Annotated in this window: 20 protein-coding genes; 9 read left to right on the top strand and 11 right to left on the bottom strand. The window is 67.7% G+C overall.

The annotated features are described in order from the left end of the window. Window positions 1–13 precede the first annotated feature (13 nt). Window positions 14–805, top strand: a complete 792-nt coding sequence (locus ACFC0O_RS40195; RefSeq protein ID WP_375967764.1) for an ABC transporter permease — start codon at window positions 14–16, stop codon at window positions 803–805. A 117-nt stretch (window positions 806–922) separates the two neighbouring features. Here ACFC0O_RS40195 and ACFC0O_RS40190 read toward each other — a convergent pair whose 3' ends face one another. Beyond that, window positions 923–1,258 (bottom strand): RNA polymerase-binding protein RbpA, encoded by a 336-nt coding sequence (locus ACFC0O_RS40190; protein WP_364634107.1) that lies wholly within the window; start codon window positions 1,256–1,258, stop codon window positions 923–925. A gap of 246 nt (window positions 1,259–1,504) precedes the next feature. Between ACFC0O_RS40190 and ACFC0O_RS40185 the strand changes: the two genes are divergently transcribed. From ACFC0O_RS40185 to ACFC0O_RS40175, 3 genes are all read left to right on the top strand, one after another. Beyond that, on the top strand, window positions 1,505–2,488 hold the full coding sequence (locus tag ACFC0O_RS40185; RefSeq protein ID WP_375967441.1) for an NADP-dependent oxidoreductase: 984 nt from the start codon (window positions 1,505–1,507) through the stop codon (window positions 2,486–2,488). 29 nt (window positions 2,489–2,517) lie between these two features. Then, complete coding sequence (locus ACFC0O_RS40180) at window positions 2,518–3,042, top strand: flavoprotein (RefSeq protein ID WP_375967439.1); 525 nt, start codon at window positions 2,518–2,520, stop codon at window positions 3,040–3,042. A 73-nt stretch (window positions 3,043–3,115) separates the two neighbouring features. Further along, the gene (locus tag ACFC0O_RS40175; RefSeq protein WP_364634112.1) at window positions 3,116–3,469 is read left to right on the top strand and encodes a hypothetical protein; all 354 of its coding nucleotides are present in this window, start codon (window positions 3,116–3,118) and stop codon (window positions 3,467–3,469) included. Here ACFC0O_RS40175 and ACFC0O_RS40170 read toward each other — a convergent pair. Together ACFC0O_RS40170 and ACFC0O_RS40165 are read right to left on the bottom strand one after the other, a co-directional pair. Further along, the gene (locus ACFC0O_RS40170; RefSeq protein ID WP_375967438.1) at window positions 3,420–4,463 is read right to left on the bottom strand and encodes a hypothetical protein; all 1,044 of its coding nucleotides are present in this window, start codon (window positions 4,461–4,463) and stop codon (window positions 3,420–3,422) included. The genes ACFC0O_RS40175 and ACFC0O_RS40170 overlap by 50 nt on opposite strands. A gap of 129 nt (window positions 4,464–4,592) precedes the next feature. Beyond that, on the bottom strand, window positions 4,593–5,180 hold the full coding sequence (locus tag ACFC0O_RS40165) for a M23 family metallopeptidase (protein WP_375967437.1): 588 nt from the start codon (window positions 5,178–5,180) through the stop codon (window positions 4,593–4,595). 284 nt (window positions 5,181–5,464) lie between these two features. Between ACFC0O_RS40165 and ACFC0O_RS40160 the strand changes: the two genes are divergently transcribed. After that, window positions 5,465–5,791: an ArsR/SmtB family transcription factor gene (locus tag ACFC0O_RS40160; RefSeq protein ID WP_375967435.1), complete on the top strand. Its 327-nt coding sequence runs from the start codon at window positions 5,465–5,467 to the stop codon at window positions 5,789–5,791. A 43-nt stretch (window positions 5,792–5,834) separates the two neighbouring features. Here the strand turns inward: ACFC0O_RS40160 and ACFC0O_RS40155 are convergent, their stop codons facing one another. Next, complete coding sequence (locus ACFC0O_RS40155) at window positions 5,835–6,824, bottom strand: glycosyltransferase family 9 protein (RefSeq protein WP_375967434.1); 990 nt, start codon at window positions 6,822–6,824, stop codon at window positions 5,835–5,837. Between the two features lie 183 nt (window positions 6,825–7,007). Between ACFC0O_RS40155 and ACFC0O_RS40150 the strand changes: the two genes are divergently transcribed. Further along, the gene (locus ACFC0O_RS40150) at window positions 7,008–7,358 is read left to right on the top strand and encodes a hypothetical protein (RefSeq protein WP_375967432.1); all 351 of its coding nucleotides are present in this window, start codon (window positions 7,008–7,010) and stop codon (window positions 7,356–7,358) included. Between the two features lie 85 nt (window positions 7,359–7,443). On the opposite strand, the gene ACFC0O_RS40145 is transcribed toward ACFC0O_RS40150, so the two are convergent. Together ACFC0O_RS40145 and ACFC0O_RS40140 are read right to left on the bottom strand one after the other, a co-directional pair. Beyond that, entirely contained in the window at window positions 7,444–8,196 is a 753-nt protein-coding gene (locus ACFC0O_RS40145) for an SGNH/GDSL hydrolase family protein (protein WP_375967430.1), read from the bottom strand. Next, on the bottom strand, window positions 8,193–9,638 hold the full coding sequence (locus ACFC0O_RS40140; RefSeq protein WP_375967428.1) for an MFS transporter: 1,446 nt from the start codon (window positions 9,636–9,638) through the stop codon (window positions 8,193–8,195). Before ACFC0O_RS40140 ends, ACFC0O_RS40145 begins: the two co-directional genes overlap by 4 nt. A gap of 108 nt (window positions 9,639–9,746) precedes the next feature. Between ACFC0O_RS40140 and ACFC0O_RS40135 the strand changes: the two genes are divergently transcribed. Next, on the top strand, window positions 9,747–10,379 hold the full coding sequence (locus tag ACFC0O_RS40135) for a TetR/AcrR family transcriptional regulator (protein ID WP_375967427.1): 633 nt from the start codon (window positions 9,747–9,749) through the stop codon (window positions 10,377–10,379). A 114-nt stretch (window positions 10,380–10,493) separates the two neighbouring features. Here ACFC0O_RS40135 and ACFC0O_RS40130 read toward each other — a convergent pair whose 3' ends face one another. The 5 genes from ACFC0O_RS40130 to ACFC0O_RS40110 form a co-directional block, all read right to left on the bottom strand. Beyond that, on the bottom strand, window positions 10,494–10,829 hold the full coding sequence (locus ACFC0O_RS40130; protein ID WP_375967425.1) for a YnfA family protein: 336 nt from the start codon (window positions 10,827–10,829) through the stop codon (window positions 10,494–10,496). A gap of 22 nt (window positions 10,830–10,851) precedes the next feature. Continuing rightward, window positions 10,852–11,655: a class I SAM-dependent methyltransferase gene (locus tag ACFC0O_RS40125; RefSeq protein WP_375967424.1), complete on the bottom strand. Its 804-nt coding sequence runs from the start codon at window positions 11,653–11,655 to the stop codon at window positions 10,852–10,854. Window positions 11,656–11,779: 124 nt separating this feature from the next. Continuing rightward, a complete protein-coding gene (locus ACFC0O_RS40120; protein ID WP_375967422.1) occupies window positions 11,780–13,015 on the bottom strand; it encodes a Dyp-type peroxidase in 1,236 nt (411 codons plus the stop codon). After that, a complete protein-coding gene (locus ACFC0O_RS40115; protein ID WP_375967420.1) occupies window positions 13,008–13,568 on the bottom strand; it encodes a copper chaperone PCu(A)C in 561 nt (186 codons plus the stop codon). The genes ACFC0O_RS40120 and ACFC0O_RS40115 overlap by 8 nt, the downstream gene beginning before the upstream one ends. Before the next feature lie 192 nt (window positions 13,569–13,760). Further along, the gene (locus ACFC0O_RS40110; protein WP_375967418.1) at window positions 13,761–14,312 is read right to left on the bottom strand and encodes a hypothetical protein; all 552 of its coding nucleotides are present in this window, start codon (window positions 14,310–14,312) and stop codon (window positions 13,761–13,763) included. A gap of 156 nt (window positions 14,313–14,468) precedes the next feature. On the opposite strand from ACFC0O_RS40110, the gene ACFC0O_RS40105 reads away from it, so the two are divergent. Both ACFC0O_RS40105 and ACFC0O_RS40100 read left to right on the top strand, forming a co-directional pair. Next, the gene (locus ACFC0O_RS40105; RefSeq protein ID WP_375967416.1) at window positions 14,469–15,158 is read left to right on the top strand and encodes a response regulator; all 690 of its coding nucleotides are present in this window, start codon (window positions 14,469–14,471) and stop codon (window positions 15,156–15,158) included. A gap of 59 nt (window positions 15,159–15,217) precedes the next feature. Next, on the top strand, window positions 15,218–16,252 hold the full coding sequence (locus ACFC0O_RS40100) for an ATP-binding protein (RefSeq protein ID WP_375967415.1): 1,035 nt from the start codon (window positions 15,218–15,220) through the stop codon (window positions 16,250–16,252). The last annotated feature ends 329 nt before the right edge of the window (window positions 16,253–16,581 follow it).

Genomic DNA, 16,581 nt, shown 5'->3' with positions numbered 1-16,581 from the left:
CGCGCTCCTATTGTTGCCCAGGGCGATTCGGGACAGCGCCATCGTCGCCTACCGCAATCTGCTGACCATCCTGCGCGTGCCCACCCTGCTGGTCACCGCCACCATCCAGCCGCTCATGTTCGTCTTCCTGTTCGCGTACATCTTCGGCGCGTCCCTGGGCGGCGGTCAGTACCGCGAATTCCTGCTGGCCGGAATCTTCACCCAGACGGTGGCATTCAATGCCGCGTTCACCACCGTCGGCCTGGCCAACGACCTGCACAAGGGCATCATCGACCGGATGCGCACCCTGCCCATGTCCCGGCTGGCGGTGCTGATGGGCCGCACGCTCTCCGATCTCGTGGTCAATATCCTGGCCCTGGCGGTCATGGTGGGCTGCGGGTACGCGGTGGGCTGGCGCATCAACGACGGAGTCATCAACGCCGTCCTGGCTTTCGCGGTCATCCTGCTGTTCGCGTTCGCCATGTCCTGGGTGGGGGCGCTGACCGGGCTCATGTCACCGAGCGTGGAGGTGGCGCAGAGCGCGGGCCTGATCTGGCTGTTCCCACTGACATTCATCTCCTCGGCGTTCATTTCCGGGGAGACCCTGCCCGGTCCGCTGCGTACCGTGGCCGCCTGGAATCCCATCACCGCCGTCTCGGCGGCCGGGCGCAAACTCTTCGGAAACGGCTCGCCCCCGGGATTCACTCCCGCCCAGGGCTGGCCCGCCGATCACTGCATCATGTACGCGTCGCTGTGCTCGCTCGGCATCCTCGCGATCGCGGTTCCGTTGGCGCTGTTGCAGTATCGCAAGGTCGCCAGCCACTGAGTAGCAACCAATTCGGCCCGCCAAGGGTGGCGGGCCGGTAAGATATAAGAGGCGAGCCCCCCTCCCGAATGGGAGGGGGGCTCGGCCAATTCCGTAGCGCGGAGTATGTACCGCGGATCAGGCGCGGCGACGGCTCTTGATCAGATCCATCCGCTCCTGCAGGAGCTCTTCCAGCTCCTCCTTGCTGCGACGCTCCAGCAGCATGTCCCAGTGCGTGCGCGGCGGCTTCACCTTCTTGGGCTCCTGCGTGGTGCCCTCCATGAGCACACCCTCCTGGCCGTTGCGGCACAACCAGGTCGGGGGAATCTCGGCGTCATCGGCGAACGGAACATCGAATTCCTCGCCGTTCTCCGTCTTGTACCGCGCCATCCGACGGGGCGCCAGGTCGTGGTCGCGGTCGGTCTCGTAGCTCACCGCTCCAAGTCGACTGCCCCGGAGTACGCGATCTGCCATGGGTGCGGTCCCTTCTCGCCTATCGGCAACGTTCAAAACTTCATGTCAACGCTTCTGCACAGTTAACGCAGGGGCGCGGGCTTCGGTTCCCGTGGGGGGAGAACCGTGCCATTCTACTCGCCCGTCGGCGACGCTTTCGCCACGGCGTGTCACACGCCATGCGCCGAGGGTGGATTGCGTTCGACGCAATCATGGACTGCGAAGTATGCAGTAGACATCATGCCATTCGAATTCGAGACTGAGTTCATGAGCAGAGATCAGAGAATGGACACCGTGGCCCGGACCGTACGGCCGACCGGATACGGATCGCCGGACGTGCTCGAGATCGTCGAGACCCCGGTACCGCTGCCCGAAGCGGACGGCGTAGTCGTGCGAGTGCGGGCGGCGGGGGTGAACCCCATCGATTGGAAGCTCTACAGCGGCGCCTTCCACGAGGTGGACGAGGATGAGAAGGATGCCGCCGGGCTCGCCGAGGAACTGCCCCGGCTCGGACTCGAATGCGCGGGCGTGGTCACCGCGATCGGTGCGGACGTGCACGATATCGAGGTCGGCGCGGAGGTGATCGTCTATCCCGTCACCGGCGCCTACGCCGATTACGTCACCGCACCGGTGACCTCGCTGATCCCCAAGCCCGCCGAACTGGGCTGGCCCGAAGCCGGGGCACTGATGCTCACCGGCACCACGGCGGCGCACACGCTGCACGCGGCCGGGGTCGGCCCGGGCGACACCGTGCTCGTGCACGGCGGTTCAGGCGGGGTCGGATCCCTGGTCGTGCAGTTGGCCGTGGCGGCGGGCGCGACCGTCATCGCCACCGCGAGCGCCGCGAATCATGAACTGCTGCACGGCCTCGGTGCCATTCCGGTGGCCTACGGTCCCGGACTGCTGGATCGCGTGCGGGCCGTCGCGCCCGGGCCCATTACCGCCGCCATCGATTGCGCGGGTGGTGACGAGGCCCTGGATGTCTCGCTGGCGGTGGTCGCCGATCCGCGGCGGATCGCGTCGATCGCGGCGTCGGATCGTCATATCGAAGCCGGTATCAAGGCACTGGGTTACGGTCCGGGCCAGGACGCGGGGTTCGCCGTCCGCAATGCCGCGCGCGCGGAGTTGGCGGCGCGTTCGGGCGAGCTGCGCATTCTGATCGACGCCGTGTACCCCCTGGCCGAGGCGGCGCAGGCGCATCGCGACGGGATCAAGGGCCACGGGCCCGGCAAGCTCGTGCTCGTCCCGTAGCCGCGTGTCCGGTGGCTCATGCTGGTCATATGAATGGTCAAGGTGCGCCGGTGCTGTACGCGATCGTCACCGGCTCTTCCCGGGCGAGCGAGGTTGCGGCCCTGGTGGATATGGCGCGGGGGCAGGGGTGGGAAGTGTGTGTGATCGCCTCCCCATCGGGGAGAAAGTTCATCGATGCCGACGCCCTCGCGGTCACGACCGGATGGCCCGTGCGCAGCGAATACAAGGAACCGGGGACCCCGGATCTGCTGCCGCCCGCGGACGCCATGATCGCGGCTCCGCTGACCGGTAATTCGATAGCCAAATGGGCGGTGGGCATTTCGGACACGCTCGCGCTCGGTCTGCTCATCGAAGCCGTCGGGGATGGGAAACCTGTTGTGGCCGTGCCCTATTCGAGTCAAGGGCAATTGAACTTCCGGCCGATTCAGCGGGCCCTGCGCACCCTCGCCGAGAGCGGGGTCACCATCGTGCCCGCAGAACCGGGTGCGGCACTTCCGCTTTCGGCGGCATGGCGCGCGGTACTCGAGCATCCCGGGCTGCGCATACGGGCGTGATCCGGTGGAAAAAGAGGAGGTGGGTTGTGGTGTTGCCGCGGTACGGGTGATCGATCCGGCTATCGTGTGCTGCGTGACGCGTACTCCTACCTCAGATCATCGCGCCCCCAAGCGGCAACTGTCCTGCCAGTGGTGTGGGAGGGAGATCGCCGATTCGGAGGTGGGGCGGCGTCGGCGGTATTGCCGGCAATCATGCAGGCAGCGCGCCTATGAGGCGCGGAACAGCCTGAAGGGGAGCGGGATTCCCGAGGATTCGGTGGTGCTCAGCGCGCAGGAAGTAGGCGATCTGTCCGATCGCTGGTTCGCCGCGCGCTGTGCCGCCGAGGATGTGGCCACCGCCGTCGAGGAGGGGGCCGACTCCATCGAACTGTCCGAACTCACCGCGATATTGGTGAAACTGACGCGCGATGCCGAGCGGCTGCGCTGACCACCGGCGCGGTGCCGCGGCCGTGGATCGCGTAGACCAGGGCGGTCCCCAGTAGCAGTACCGCGGCGGTGATTCCGAAGCCGAGCAGGGTCGCGGAATCGGGATGGATGAGCGCCTGACCGCGCAGCGCCTGCCAGGCGATGACGCCGAACAGTCCCGCGTAGGTCAGGGCGAACACCCAGATCAGGTCGGCGCGAGCGCGTTCGGTGCGCAGCCAGCGGGTGCGCGGGGCCAGCCGGGCCAGCAGCAGCGCGGCCACGATCAGTATCTGAATCGCGTGCAGGCCCAGGAAGTGCGCGATGCGCAGATCGCCGCCGACGGTGCTCCAATGCGTGATCGGCATGGTGCCGACCCCGTCGCGCACCAGCGGTTGTCCGCTCTCGAAGGTGTGTCCGGCCGCGAGTTCGATGGGCTTGCCGTAGGCATCGGTGGATTCCTGTTTACCGCTGAAGCCCATCATGTACGCCACGCCCATCCCGGCCACCGCGAGCGCGAGCCCGGCGTGGATGGCGCGACTGACGGGCCGATCGGTGACCCGCTGCCAGCTCAGCGTCACCGCGATCACCAGATTCGCCAGGAACAGTCCGGGCACACCGGTCATGAAGATCTGCTGTCCGATGGTGTTGAAGGCATCGGTCTCGGTATTGAAATGGCTGAAGGTGCCGCGCGCGGCCTGCATCACGATGAATCCGACATCCAGGATTCCGGTGGCGGCGAAGATCGTTCCCATCCACCAGGTGAGCCGCTGCCCGCGATGCGGGAAGCGCAGCAGCCACGCCAGGGTGATCGAGTACGCGACGAAGGCGACCGCGAATTTGAGCGGTTTGAGCCATACCGATTCGTGCAGCAGCATCCGATCGTCGAATGCCATGGCGCACAGCGCGAATAGCGCCAGCGCGGACATGACGACGGTCATGGCGAGCAGGGGGCGATGCCACGGCCGCGGGCTGGAAGCGGGAGCGGCGGTGCGGATTTCGGCGACGCTGGTGGTCATATCGGTGACGCTATGAGCGCCGTTCCGCACCGGGCGTCCCCCGGCGGTGGGGTTCGCACGTAATACCCGGGTACTAGAAACGCCGAGAACCCCTCATCGATTCTCGGCGTTGCTATTTCGCTGTGCCGCTCAGTCGGTCGCGGTGCCGACGTCCATGCCGCGGCCGGCGAGCCAGGGCAGCGGATCGATGGCAGCGCCCGGGGAGGTGTGCACCTCGTAGTGCAGATGCGGTCCGGTGGAGTAACCGCGGCTGCCGACGGTGGCGATCTCATCGCCCGCGCGCACCTGCTGGCCGACATTGACCAGGATGTCCTGCATATGGCCGTAGACGCCGATGGTGCCGTCATCCTGCTGCACCCGCACCCACAGGCCGAAACCGGACGCGGGGCCCGCCTCGATGACGGTGCCGTCGGTGACGGCGCGAATCGGCGAGCCGAAGCCGTCGCCGAAGTCGATACCGGCGTGCATGGCACCCCAGCGCACCCCGAACCCGGAGGTCAGCGGACCTGCCACGGGACGGACGGTCTTGGGACGAGCCTGCTCGACGCCGAGGTTGCGCAGGAAGTCGGTGACCTCCGGCGGCACGAACTGCGGCATCTGGGCTTCGTACGGGGTGAAGGCGGTGAACTTCGCGTCCTGCGGGGCGGCAGCGGCGATAACCGAGACATTGCTGTCGGGGGTATCGGTGTTCGGGTCTGCGGCGGCCAGCGCACTCACGGAGGCACAGACGACTGCGGAGACGGCCACTGCACGAGTTGCGGCCGTCCGGTACCGGCTGGCCCTCATGAGGCTTCGAGATAACGGAACGGTTACGGGCATGCATCGAACGTATGGGAGGTAATAACCGGTCCACAAACCCTGTTACCACCGTCACGTTGGTACAAAACGCCAGGTCGATTGTCACGAGTAGATAACGACACGGCGGTAATTTCGTTATGACCTCGGTATCGGGCGTTTCAGCGTGTATTGACCTGATCAACTTCGCCGGGCACTCTATTTAAGTGCCCGCTAACGGAGTGAGAGTGCTCAGCGCACTGGCCGACCCTACCCGGCGCGCGGTCTTCGAGTCGCTACCGCAGGGGCCGAGATCGGTCGGTGAGCTCGCCGACCTGGTCGGGGTCAGTAGCTCGGCGGTATCTCAACATCTCAAGGTGCTGCGCGAGGCCCGGTTGGTGATGGCACAGCCCGAGGGCACGCGCCGCCTGTACACCCTGGACCCGCGCGGTCTGGCCGATGCCCGCGACTATCTCGAACAGTTCTGGCCCAGTGCCATCGCGGCGTATTCGGCGGCGCTGTCCAGTGCGCGCGCCGATATCGCGGACACCTGATTCGCTTCCCTATATAGAAGCGCTCTCCTTATAAGGGGAGCGCTCAGCCCACGCGCCGATAGGCCTGCTGCGCCCGTCGATCCAGTCCGGTGCCGGGCCACGGCCGTTTGCGCAGTTGCTTGTCGATGGCGTTGACGACCTCGGGCACATTGATCTTCAACAGTCCGGGATCGATGGTGGCTGCGTCCGGATCGCCGACCTGTCCGGCCCACAGCACCGCATGCCTGCCCAGCAGATGCGGCGGCGGTCCACTACGACTGGGCGGGGTCGGCCCGAACAGCAGTACCGTCCGGGTGCCGAAAGCCGTTGCCAGATGGGCGACTCCGGTATCCCCGCACACCACCAGCGCGGCCTCGGCGACCGTCGCGGCGAGTTCGATGAGGTTCTGCTGGCCCGCGAGCACATGGGTGATGGGCAGTCCGGCGCGCGCGGCGACCCCGAGGGCGATATCGCGTTCGGTCTCATCGCCGGTGAGCACCACATCGCGATCCTGCACCAGCAGATGCCGCACCACGGCCGCGAAGCGATCCGGCGGCCAGCGCCGCGCCGCGGCTCCCGCGCCGATGTGCACGACCACGCAATCGCGATGGCTGGTGCCCGCCACCGGCGGCACCAGTCCGAGATTGCGGCGATCGGCGCTGATCCCCGCGGATTCGAGCAGATGGCACCAGCGGTCCACATCGTGCATATCGATCTGCCAGTCGGGTCCGGCCACCTCCGGGAAGGCCGGGTTCCGATAGGTCAGTACGCGATCGGCGTGTACGCGGGTCACCTCGGTGATGCTGTCCGCGCCCGCTCCGTCCAGATTCACCGCGAGTGCGGGCGGCGCTCCGTCCCAGCGGATTCCGGCGGGATCGGCGGTCGGGATCATTTCGTCGATGGAGGCGATGAGGTCGACGATGGGTTTGAGTCGATGGGGTGCGGCCAGTGCGATGTGGTCTTCGGGCCGGGCCCGGCGTAGTGCGCGCAATGCGGGGACCGCGGTGAGTAGATCACCCAGTCCGCGTGCCCGCAGCACGAGTACAACCGCCACCTGCGTTCTCCCTAAGCGTCACTGCTCACACATTGAGGGCTCTCCCGGTACAGCACGGAGAGCCACTGGAGGAGGACTACCCGGCCGACGGGGTGGTAAAACCTGTGCCGTACCCGATCAGCAGGCGCTTTTCGGTACTACCGGCTGTCGTTGACGCGAGCCGATCCATTAGCGTGTACAGCCATGGACGTTGTCTACAACCTGGTGGTTGTGTCCCATCTGCTCGGGATGGCGGCGGTGGTCGGCGGATATGTCGCCGCGCAGCCCCGAGTATCGGAATTGATGGTGTGGGGTGCGCGCGCCCAGCTCATCACCGGCGTGATCCTGGTCGGACTGGCCGAGTCGATCGATTCGCTCGGCAAGGATCCGAATATGCCGAAGATCATCACCAAACTCGTTGTGGCCGTTCTGGTCGCGGCGTTCGCGGAGATGGGCCGCGCCGATGCCAAGCGCGGTAAGGCGGTGCCGTGGATGACCCATGCCGCGGGTGGGCTGGCGATTCTGAACGTCTTCATCGCCGCGCTCTGGCACTGACCCCGAAGTGCCCCGGCACCGAATTGTGCGGTGGCCGGGGCTCTTCGATATGACGCGGGCCCTCCGATGACGCCCGCGCGATGACCTATTCGCCGCCGTGCCTCGAGTCGGCGTGGCGGGCAAAGGATTTCGCCAGTTCGGCGGCGACGACGGCCTGACCGGCCATGGTCAGGTGAATGCTGTCGGCGCTGAGCCAGTCCTGGCGCAGCCGGGCGGGATGCTGCCAGAACTCGGTGAGGATGGCGTCATGGCGAGCCGCCACCCGCCGCACACTCTCGGCGAACCCGGCGAAACGCGGGCGCAGCGGGCGCAATGGCCCGGTGAAGGCGTCAGCCAGGGTGAACATCGACAGGCGCGCACCGGTCGCGGCGGCCTCGGCGCACAGTGCGTCGAGATCGCGTTCGACCGCGTCGACATCGCCGTCGCGGCGCATGAGGTCATTGCCACCGCAGGTGATGTGCACCAGATCCGGGCGGAAGGCGCGCAGCGCGCCGAGCTGTTCGGCACGGACCTCGGGAATGGTCGCGCCCACCCGACCGGTATTGAGGTATTCGGTGTCCGGATGCGCGGACCGGAACCACCGCGCCAGACGATCGGCCCAGGACACGTTCTCATGGCCCGGGGACGGATCGCCGGTGCCCGCCGCGGTGGAGTCGCCGATGACCGCGAACCGGCGCCACGGGACGCCAGCGAACAATTCGCGCGCGGTGGGATCGGTGAGCAGGTAGGGATCGTCGAGCCCGATCCGAGTGCGCGGGGTGAGGGTATCGACGCCGCGATTGTCGTCACACACGCGTCGAATATCGGTGTCCACGCTGCGAATATCGTTGGCGCTCACAGGTTCACTTCCTCGGTGCGGGCGGGCAGGGCGGCGAGTGCGGCGGCGATCAGGGCGATGACCCCGCAGACCGCGAACAGGGTGTGGAAGGCGGCGATCGGATCATCCGGCCGGGCGGCGAAGATGGCGGCCAGTACCGCGACCCCGAGTGCGCCGCCGGATTGGCGGGCGGTCAGATTCATGCCGACCCCGGCCGCGAAGCGTTGCGGCGGTAGCGATCTCGCGGCGGCGGTGCCCAGCACCGTGATGACCATGCCGACTCCGCCGCCGCCCAGGATTCCGGCGGGTATCCAGCCCCTCCAGAGTTCGGGCGTGGCATCGAAGATATCGGTGCACATGTAGAACGCGGACGCGGCGAACAGCACCGCGCCGAGTACGCCCAGCCAGCGCTGGGTGGATTCGGGTGCGCGCCCGGCGATCACGGCCGTCACCATCGAGGCGATGGCCCCGACCGTCATGACCCCGGCGGATTTGAGCACCGAGTAGTGCCAGATGCTGTCGAGCCAGAGCGGTCCGGCCAGCAGCCAGGCGAACATGGCCGCGCCGAAGACGAATGCGACGGCATTGACGAGCGCGTAGCGGTGACTGCGCCACAGTGTCACGGCGATGGCCGGTCGCGGATGCCGGCGGGAACGCCATAGCGCCACACCCAGCAGGACGAGTCCGCCGATTCCGGCGGCCAGGGTGCGCGCATCGGCCCAGCCCCACTGCTGGCCCTGGGTGACCGCGGCGACGACCGCGCCGATGCCGAGTCCGGTGGCGGCGGTGCCGAGCAGATCGGGCAGCCCGTCACGGTGACGTTCTTCGTTCGTGGTGAGTGTCAGTCCAAAAGCGATGAGCGCCAGCGCGATCGGCACATTGATGACGAAGACCGAACGCCAGCCGAACCAGTCCACGAGCGCGCCGCCGACCGCGGGTCCGACGGTGGCGGCGAATCCGCCCGCGGCGGTCCAGGCCGCCATGGCCATGCCGATGCGGGCGGGCGGGGTGGCGCTGAGCACCAATCCCAATCCGGCGGGAATGAGGAATGCCGCGGTCGCGCCCTGCAGGAAGCGTCCGGTGATGAGCCATTCGGCACCGGGTGCGAGTGCGCACAGCAGGGAGGTGAGTGCGAATCCGGCCAGCGCGCCGAGGAATACGCGGCCGCGGCCGAGGGAATCGGCGAGTCGTCCGGCGGGGGTGAGCAGTGCGGCGAAGGCGACCGCGTAGCCGCTGACCACCCAGGTGAGGGTGGCCGGTGCGGTGCCGGGATAGTCGCGCCCGATCGCGGGGAAGGCGATGTTCACGACCGAAAGGTCGAGGAAGGCAATGAAAGCCGCACCGCAGGCCACCAGTAGTGCGCGGCGGCTGGAGCGGTCGGCGGGTGCGATGGTGACGGCGGGTGACGGGGATCGGCCGGGTTCCGGTGGCGCGGGGGAGTGTCGCGCGGAGGTCTCTGTCATGGGAGTGCTTCCGAGAGGCGGGATCAAAACTGTACGCACGATCGTTCGTATTGTTGAAAAGTACGACCGATCGTGCGTTTAAGCAAGAGTTAGTGCGAGACTGGAAGAATGGATGAGCCCGTGCACCCCGCTGAACAGCAGATTTCCGATCAGCGCCTGCTGAAGGGAGCGCGCGCCCGCGCCTCCATCGCCCGGCATGCCGCCGATGTCGCCTCCGTGGAGGGGCTGACCGGGTTGAGTCTCGGGCGGCTCGCCACCGACCTCGGGGTGAGCAAGAGCGGTGTGGCGACGCTGTTCGGCACCAAGGAGAATCTGCAACTGGCCGCCGTCGAATCCGCCCGCGAGGTATTCATCGACCACGTGGTGCGGTCCGCGCTCTCGGTCCCCGGGGGTATCGACCGCCTGCGCGCGCTATTGGACAACTGGTTCGTCTACATCGGTGAACCGGTCCTGCCGGGCGGTTGCTTCCGGGTAGCGGGACTCTCGGAATTCGACAGTCGCCCGGGCCCGGTGCGCGATGCGCTCGCCGCCGATCGCGCGGACTGGTTCGCCCTGTTGGAGAAGGAGATCGGCCGCGCGCAGGAGCAGGGCTACGCGCCCGGGCATGACCCGCACGCTCTCGCCTTCCAGTTCGACGCGCTGGTGTCCGCGGCCAATACCGCCGCCCGGCTCGGCGACGACTCCGCGATTCCGACCGCGCGCACGCTCATCGATCTGCTCATCGGATCGTCAACGCGCTGAACGCATTCGCGTGAAACGGTCGTCGACATCGCGCTGACCGGCGCGCATCCGAATGTCCTTCGCGGACTGCGATTTTGCACGAAATGCACGAATGCGCGCAGGTCAACGGTTGTTTCACGTGGAGCGTGGCGCATACATGATGACCGCGACACCCACCAGGCACACCAGCGCGCCGATCACATCCCAGCGGTCCGGCCGGAACCCGTCCAAAACCATGGCCCACAGCAGTGATCCGGCCACGAACACTCCGCCGTAGGCCGCCAGAATCCGCCCGAAATTCGCATCCGGTTGCAGCGTCGCCACGAATCCGTAGCACCCCAGCGCGATAACCCCCGCCCCCATCCACGCCCACCCGCGATGCTCACGCACCCCCTGCCAAATGAGCCAGGCCCCACCGATTTCGGCGACGGCGGCCAGTGCGAACAGCGCGATCGAACGCAACACGGTCATGCGCTCACCCTAGATCAGCGAATTACCGGCCAACCCTGATGAGATGTGCCCGGATCATCCCGTCCACCGCCCCGGTCCCGAATCGCTCGGTCAACGCGCGCTCGGCCGCCCCGGTCGCGACATCGAGATCGCCCCGGGCTTCGATCTCATCGCGCAACGGTGTGCCGTGACAGTAGGCCAGGGCGGGAATGCGCGCCGATTCGGCCCGACTGCGCGCGGTGACCGTGCCGATGCGCGGATCGGTGAATCCCGCCCGCGCCAAATCCGCGCTGATGGCGGATATTTCGTGATACCCGTGCGGTGTGCGCGCCAGGAATCGCGGTGGATCCTCCGGGAATATCGACGCCATCGCGGTGATGACCGTATCGGCGAATTCATTGACCTCGATGCGATCCCAGGTGCTGAAGACGAACTGTCCGCCCGGCCGCAGTACCCGGCGTGCTTCGGCGTACGCCCCGGTCCGGTCGGGAAAGAACATCGCACCGAATTGGCACACCACCGCGTCGAAACTCGCATCCGGAAAGGGGAGTTTCTGGGCATCGGCCCGCTGCCATCGGACCGGTCGCGCGGTGCCGATCGCCGCGGCCTGATCCAGCATGGCCTGATTGAGATCGGTTGCCACAATGGCTGTTCCGGCCGCCAATTCGCGTGCCAGCGCCCGGGTGACCACACCGGTGCCCGCCGCGATCTCCAATACCTCGGAGATATCCGGTGCGGAAAGCAGTCGCACGGCGGGCACTGCGTAGGGCTCGAATATCAATGGCACCAGATAGGTCTCGTAGAACTTCGCCACGACCCCCGTGAACACACTGTCATCGGCTGACATGACGCGACCTTCCGGCACGGTATTGCTGGTCAGCCGAGCGTACGCCGCGTCCTCGATTCGCGATTGCCAATCGGATGCTGACCATTCGGCCGGACCGCCCCTCAGCGCGGTCCGGCCGATCGGGTCAGCGTTGCCGCGCGGCGGCGTCGAAGAGTTGCCGGCCTAGGTATCCGCCCGGTGCGGGCACGCCGGGTGGGATGACGAAGACGGCCGAACCGACGGGTGTGGTCCATTGGTTCAGGGCGTCGAACTCCGCGAGGCGGGCCTGTACCGGCAGATACTGGGCGTCGACATCGCGTTGGAAGGCCGCGAACAACAACCCCGAATTCGACACCTGCCCGGGGGCGGGTGCGTCGTCGTAGTTGTAGCCGCGGCGCAGGAATCGCTCGGTGTCGTGCGCGTGATGCGCGCGAGCGATATGCGAGGACGGCGGGATCACCGGAATGCCGTACTGGTCCACCTTGGCGAAGTCGGGTTCGTCGAATTCGGTCGAGCCCGTGAGCGGTGCGCCATTGCTGTCGCGCCGCCCCATGGTGATGGCCCGCCCGTCGGCATCGAGTTCATCCCAGGTGTCGAGCTTCATGGCGATGCGGCGCAGCACCAGGGAGGTGCCGCCCGCCAGCCACGGCCGCGCGGCCCCGTCATCCCAGATGAGCCGATCGAAATCGACTGTGCCCGGGGCGATATTGACCGTCCCGTCCACCTGGCCCATGAGATTGCGCATGGTCTGCCCCTTGGGGGCGTTGCGGAACCCGCGCTGCACCCAGCGCACCCGCACCAGCGATTTCACATGTTTGGACAGCACCCGCACCGCGTGCGCGACCGTGGTCGGCTCATCGGCGCAGATCTGCAACAGCAGGTCCGCGCCGGTGTACGCCGGATCCAATTGGTCGATCTTGAACGGCGGCAGCTGTTTCAGCCAGGCCGGTCGTTCGGTGTCGAGTCCGGCCACGGTGAACAGTTCCGGTCCGAAGCCGACCGTCACGGTCAGCCGTGCCGGGCGCTGTGCCAATTCCGGTTCGGTATCGGCGAGCGCCGGAATGCCCTGGGTGAGCCGGGCCGCGTCATCGGTCCAGATCTTGAGCAGTCCGATGATGTCCTCGCGATCGAGCCCCGGGTTCAGGTCGAAGCCCACGAACGCGGCCGAAGCCGGTGCGTCCGTGGCGATTCCGGCCTGATGCGGTCCGTGGAACGGCACCGTCTCGAGTCCGGGATCGCGATCGTGTTCGCGATGGGTGGCCGAGGCCGCGCCCCAGCCGATGCCGGCCGCGCCCGCGACACCCGCCACCGCGGCCCCGCCGCCGAGTAAACGCCGCCGGGTCACGCGGGACGGGTGCGGCGGCTGTGCCCGCTCAGCCACCGTGCGCGGAGTTGTCGCCGGAGGCGGGTGCGTAATTCTCCTTACCGCCGGCGAAATCACGCACCTGCGCGGTGACGGTGGTGCTGGAGCCATCGGAGAACACCAGGGTGATGGCGGTTTCCGAACCCGTGCGCAGCGGCTGCTTCAAATCCATGAACATCAGATGCTCCGCGCCGGGCTTGAGCGTGGCCGATCCGTGCGCGGGGATGGCGAGCCCGCCTTCCTTGGGGCGCATGGTCTTATCGCCACCGGCGGCATCGGCGACGACTTCGTGGATCTCCACCCGCGCCGAGGCCGGACTGGACGCGGCCACCAGCTGGACGGGTTGATCACTCGAATTCTCGAGCGTGCCGAACGCGGCGGACATACCGCTGTCCGCGGCCTTGATCCACTGATCCTTGATGGTCACCTTGTCCGCGGCCTTACCGGTGGAGGTGCTCGATCCGGAATCGGAGGAACAGGCGACGGGGAAAACGGTCAGCGCCGAGATGGCGGCGATGGCGGTGAGGCGGCGGGCGATACGCGGCGCGCGGCCTGCGACAGATACGGACACCAAATACTCCGTTCGATGAGAAAGCGGCGGAAGATTCGACCCGAAACGTGCGAACACCGAAAGCGGTTGTGCGAACGGCCTACCCGGGGCGCGAACAGTCGGAACGACGGTCGGCCACCCGCGGGCGGGTGCTGCGGGGTGCGCAGGCGCACGGTGCCGGAACACCGCGCGATGCGCCCGCGAAGAATGCTGCTACGCCGGGGCGAGGTGAGAGAGATGACGCGCCCGCGCGGGTGGCCCGCGCCGCGCGATTCCGGGACTCACCAGCAGCAGCCGGACAGTGGCTCGCTCATCTGTGGAGGTGGTGCGTGCGGTCCGCTCCGCCGGAACGGGTGCGAGACCGAGGGCGAGAATGAATCGCCGCACGCTGGTGATCGCGCGCCGCATACCGGCTTCGGCGGCGCGAATCGCCATGGCCCCGACCGGGATCGCGATCAGATGCGCGGCCAGCATGCTCGGAGACGCCGCGTGATGGTGATGCCCGGGCGACATCGACAGCGCGATATGCCCGATACCCTGCCCGGCGGCCAGCATCCCCATCAGCGAGGTGAGCCCGTAGCGCGGTCGCACCGAGGCCACGATCACCCCGATCAGCGCGCACGCCGCGAACAGCAGTGCCAGCGCGGATCCTTCGGGTGCGGTGGTCCCGCCGCCGAGCCCGTGCGCGAAGATGGCGACGGCTCCCGAGGCGGCCCCGACGGCAGCGCCGCGCAGGCGCGCGGTGTGATCCGTCGGTGAGTGCACCCGGTCATACTACGACCGGTCGTATCAGAACCGGTGTCCAGGCCGGACTTTCCGATGCCCGGTTCGCCCCGCTCGCGCGGCCCGTGACGGGGGTCTCCACAGGATCTTCACAAGCGGCGCGAACCATCTCCACGCGCACTGCCTAATGTCACCTCCATGGAATCGATCCAGCAGGGCAGTGCGCGGCGGATTCTCGTGGTCGAGGATGAGCCGACCATCGCCGAATCGATCGCGGCCCGGCTGCGCGCCGAGGGGTTCGTTGTGGAGCTGGCGCATGACGGTCCGGCCGCGGTGGCCGCCGCGGAATCGCTGCTGCCGGATCTGGTGGTGCTCGATGTGATGCTGCCCGGCTTCGACGGGCTCGAGGTGTGCCGTCGGATTCAGGCGCATCGACCCGTGCCGGTGCTCATGCTCACCGCCCGCACCGATGAGACCGATGTGCTGATCGGGCTCGGGGTGGGCGCGGACGACTATCTCACCAAACCGTTCTCGCTGCGCGTGCTCACCGCGCGCATTCACGCCCTGCTGCGCCGGGTGGAGCGCACCGCCACCCCGGGGGCCACCATCGTCGTCGGTGATCTGCGCATCGACACCGATCAGCGCCGGGTGTGGCGGGCCGAGGCCGAAACCCAGCTCACACCACTGGAATTCGAGCTGCTCGTGCATTTGGCGCGCCGCCCGCGCGCGGTGCTGGCCCGCGATCGGCTGCTCTCGGAAATCTGGGGTTGGCCCGACGCGTCCGGCACCCGCGCGGTGGACAGTCACATAAAAGCCTTGCGCCGCAAGCTCGGCTCGGATCTGATTCGTACCGTGCACGGCGTCGGTTACGCGCTCGAGGCACGATGATCCGGGCACGGGGGGTGCGCGGTGCGGCGGTCGACGCCGCGCGAACAGGGGGAGGTGTGATGGACAGCGGTACGACCATGCGTGAGCGCGCGGACTGGTTATCGGCGCGACTACCGCGGCCATTGGATCGCATGCGCTCGATCAAACTCAAACTCGCCATCGTGATGGTGTGCTCGGGTGCGGTGGCGTTCGCGTTCTTCGCACTGCGCATCGGCTGGCTGCCACCCAAGACCACGGTGGCCTCCATGCTGCTGGCGCTGGTGCTGTCCCAGGTGCTCGCGCACGGGATGACGCTGCCGCTGCGGCAGATGACCGCGGCCGCCAAACGCATGGCGCAGGGCGATTATTCGCGCCGGGTGCGCGCCACCTCCCGCGATGAGGTGGGGCAGCTGGCGGAGGCGTTCAATCAGATGGCCGCCGATCTGGCCGCCGCCGATCAGCAGCGCCGCGATTTCATCGCCAATGTCTCGCATGAATTGCGCACTCCCATAACGGCTTTGGGTGTGGTGCTGGAGAACCTGGTGGACGGGGTCGCCGAACCGGATCCGGAGACGCTGCGTACCGCCCTGGCTCAGACCGAACGGCTGAGCCTGCTGGTCACCGAACTGCTCGCGCTGTCCAGCGTGGAAGCGGGCGCGGTCTCCCTGGATCGCGAAGCACTACCCCTCGAGCCACTGCTGAAAGACGTTGTCGCCGAAGCCGAGGTCATGGCCGCCGCGGTGGACCGTCCCGTTCGTTTCACCATCGCCGCCACCCCCGGCCTGACCGTGCACGCCGATCGCGCCCGCCTGCACCAGGTGCTGCTCAACCTGCTGGACAACGCCACCCGGCACGGCCCGGCCCACGGCGAGGTCCGCGTCACCGCCCACGCCCTGCGCGATCACACCGTCATCGAGGTCGAGGACGACGGCCCGGGCATCCCGCCCGCCGACCGCGCCCGCGCCTTCGAACGCTTCACCCGCGGCGGGCGCACCAACGGTGGCGGCACCGGCCTGGGCCTGGCCATCGCCCGCTGGATAGTCGAACTGCACGGCGGCACCATCGCCGTCGCGGCCCCCGGCTCCCGTATCCGCCTCACCCTCCCCAACCTCTGACCCACCGCGCCACCCGGCACATCCGGCCGCGCCCGCCCGATCCACCCGTACACCGTTTCCACCCAACTCCATTCACCACCCACCCGGATCACCCACGGTGCCCGGGCGGGTACCGCACGCCCATCGGAGGCACCTGAATGCCAGACAAACCCACCCCCGCCGCCCCCACCCCGGATCCCGCCGACACTCCACCCGCGTCTGCCAACACCGCCGCATCTGCGCCTCCCGCCACCGCCCCATTCGCGTCATCTGGCGCGAATGCCGAGTCATCTGGCGCGAATTCCGATGCCCCCGCCGATGTTCCGTCAGCGGAGCACCCTGAACCACAG

The sequence above is a fragment of the Nocardia sp. NPDC056100 genome, assembly GCF_042266325.1.
Taxonomy (GTDB): domain Bacteria; phylum Actinomycetota; class Actinomycetes; order Mycobacteriales; family Mycobacteriaceae; genus Nocardia.
The sequence above is the reverse complement of the archived record's forward strand: the minus strand, read 5'-3'. Positions and strand labels throughout refer to the sequence as shown.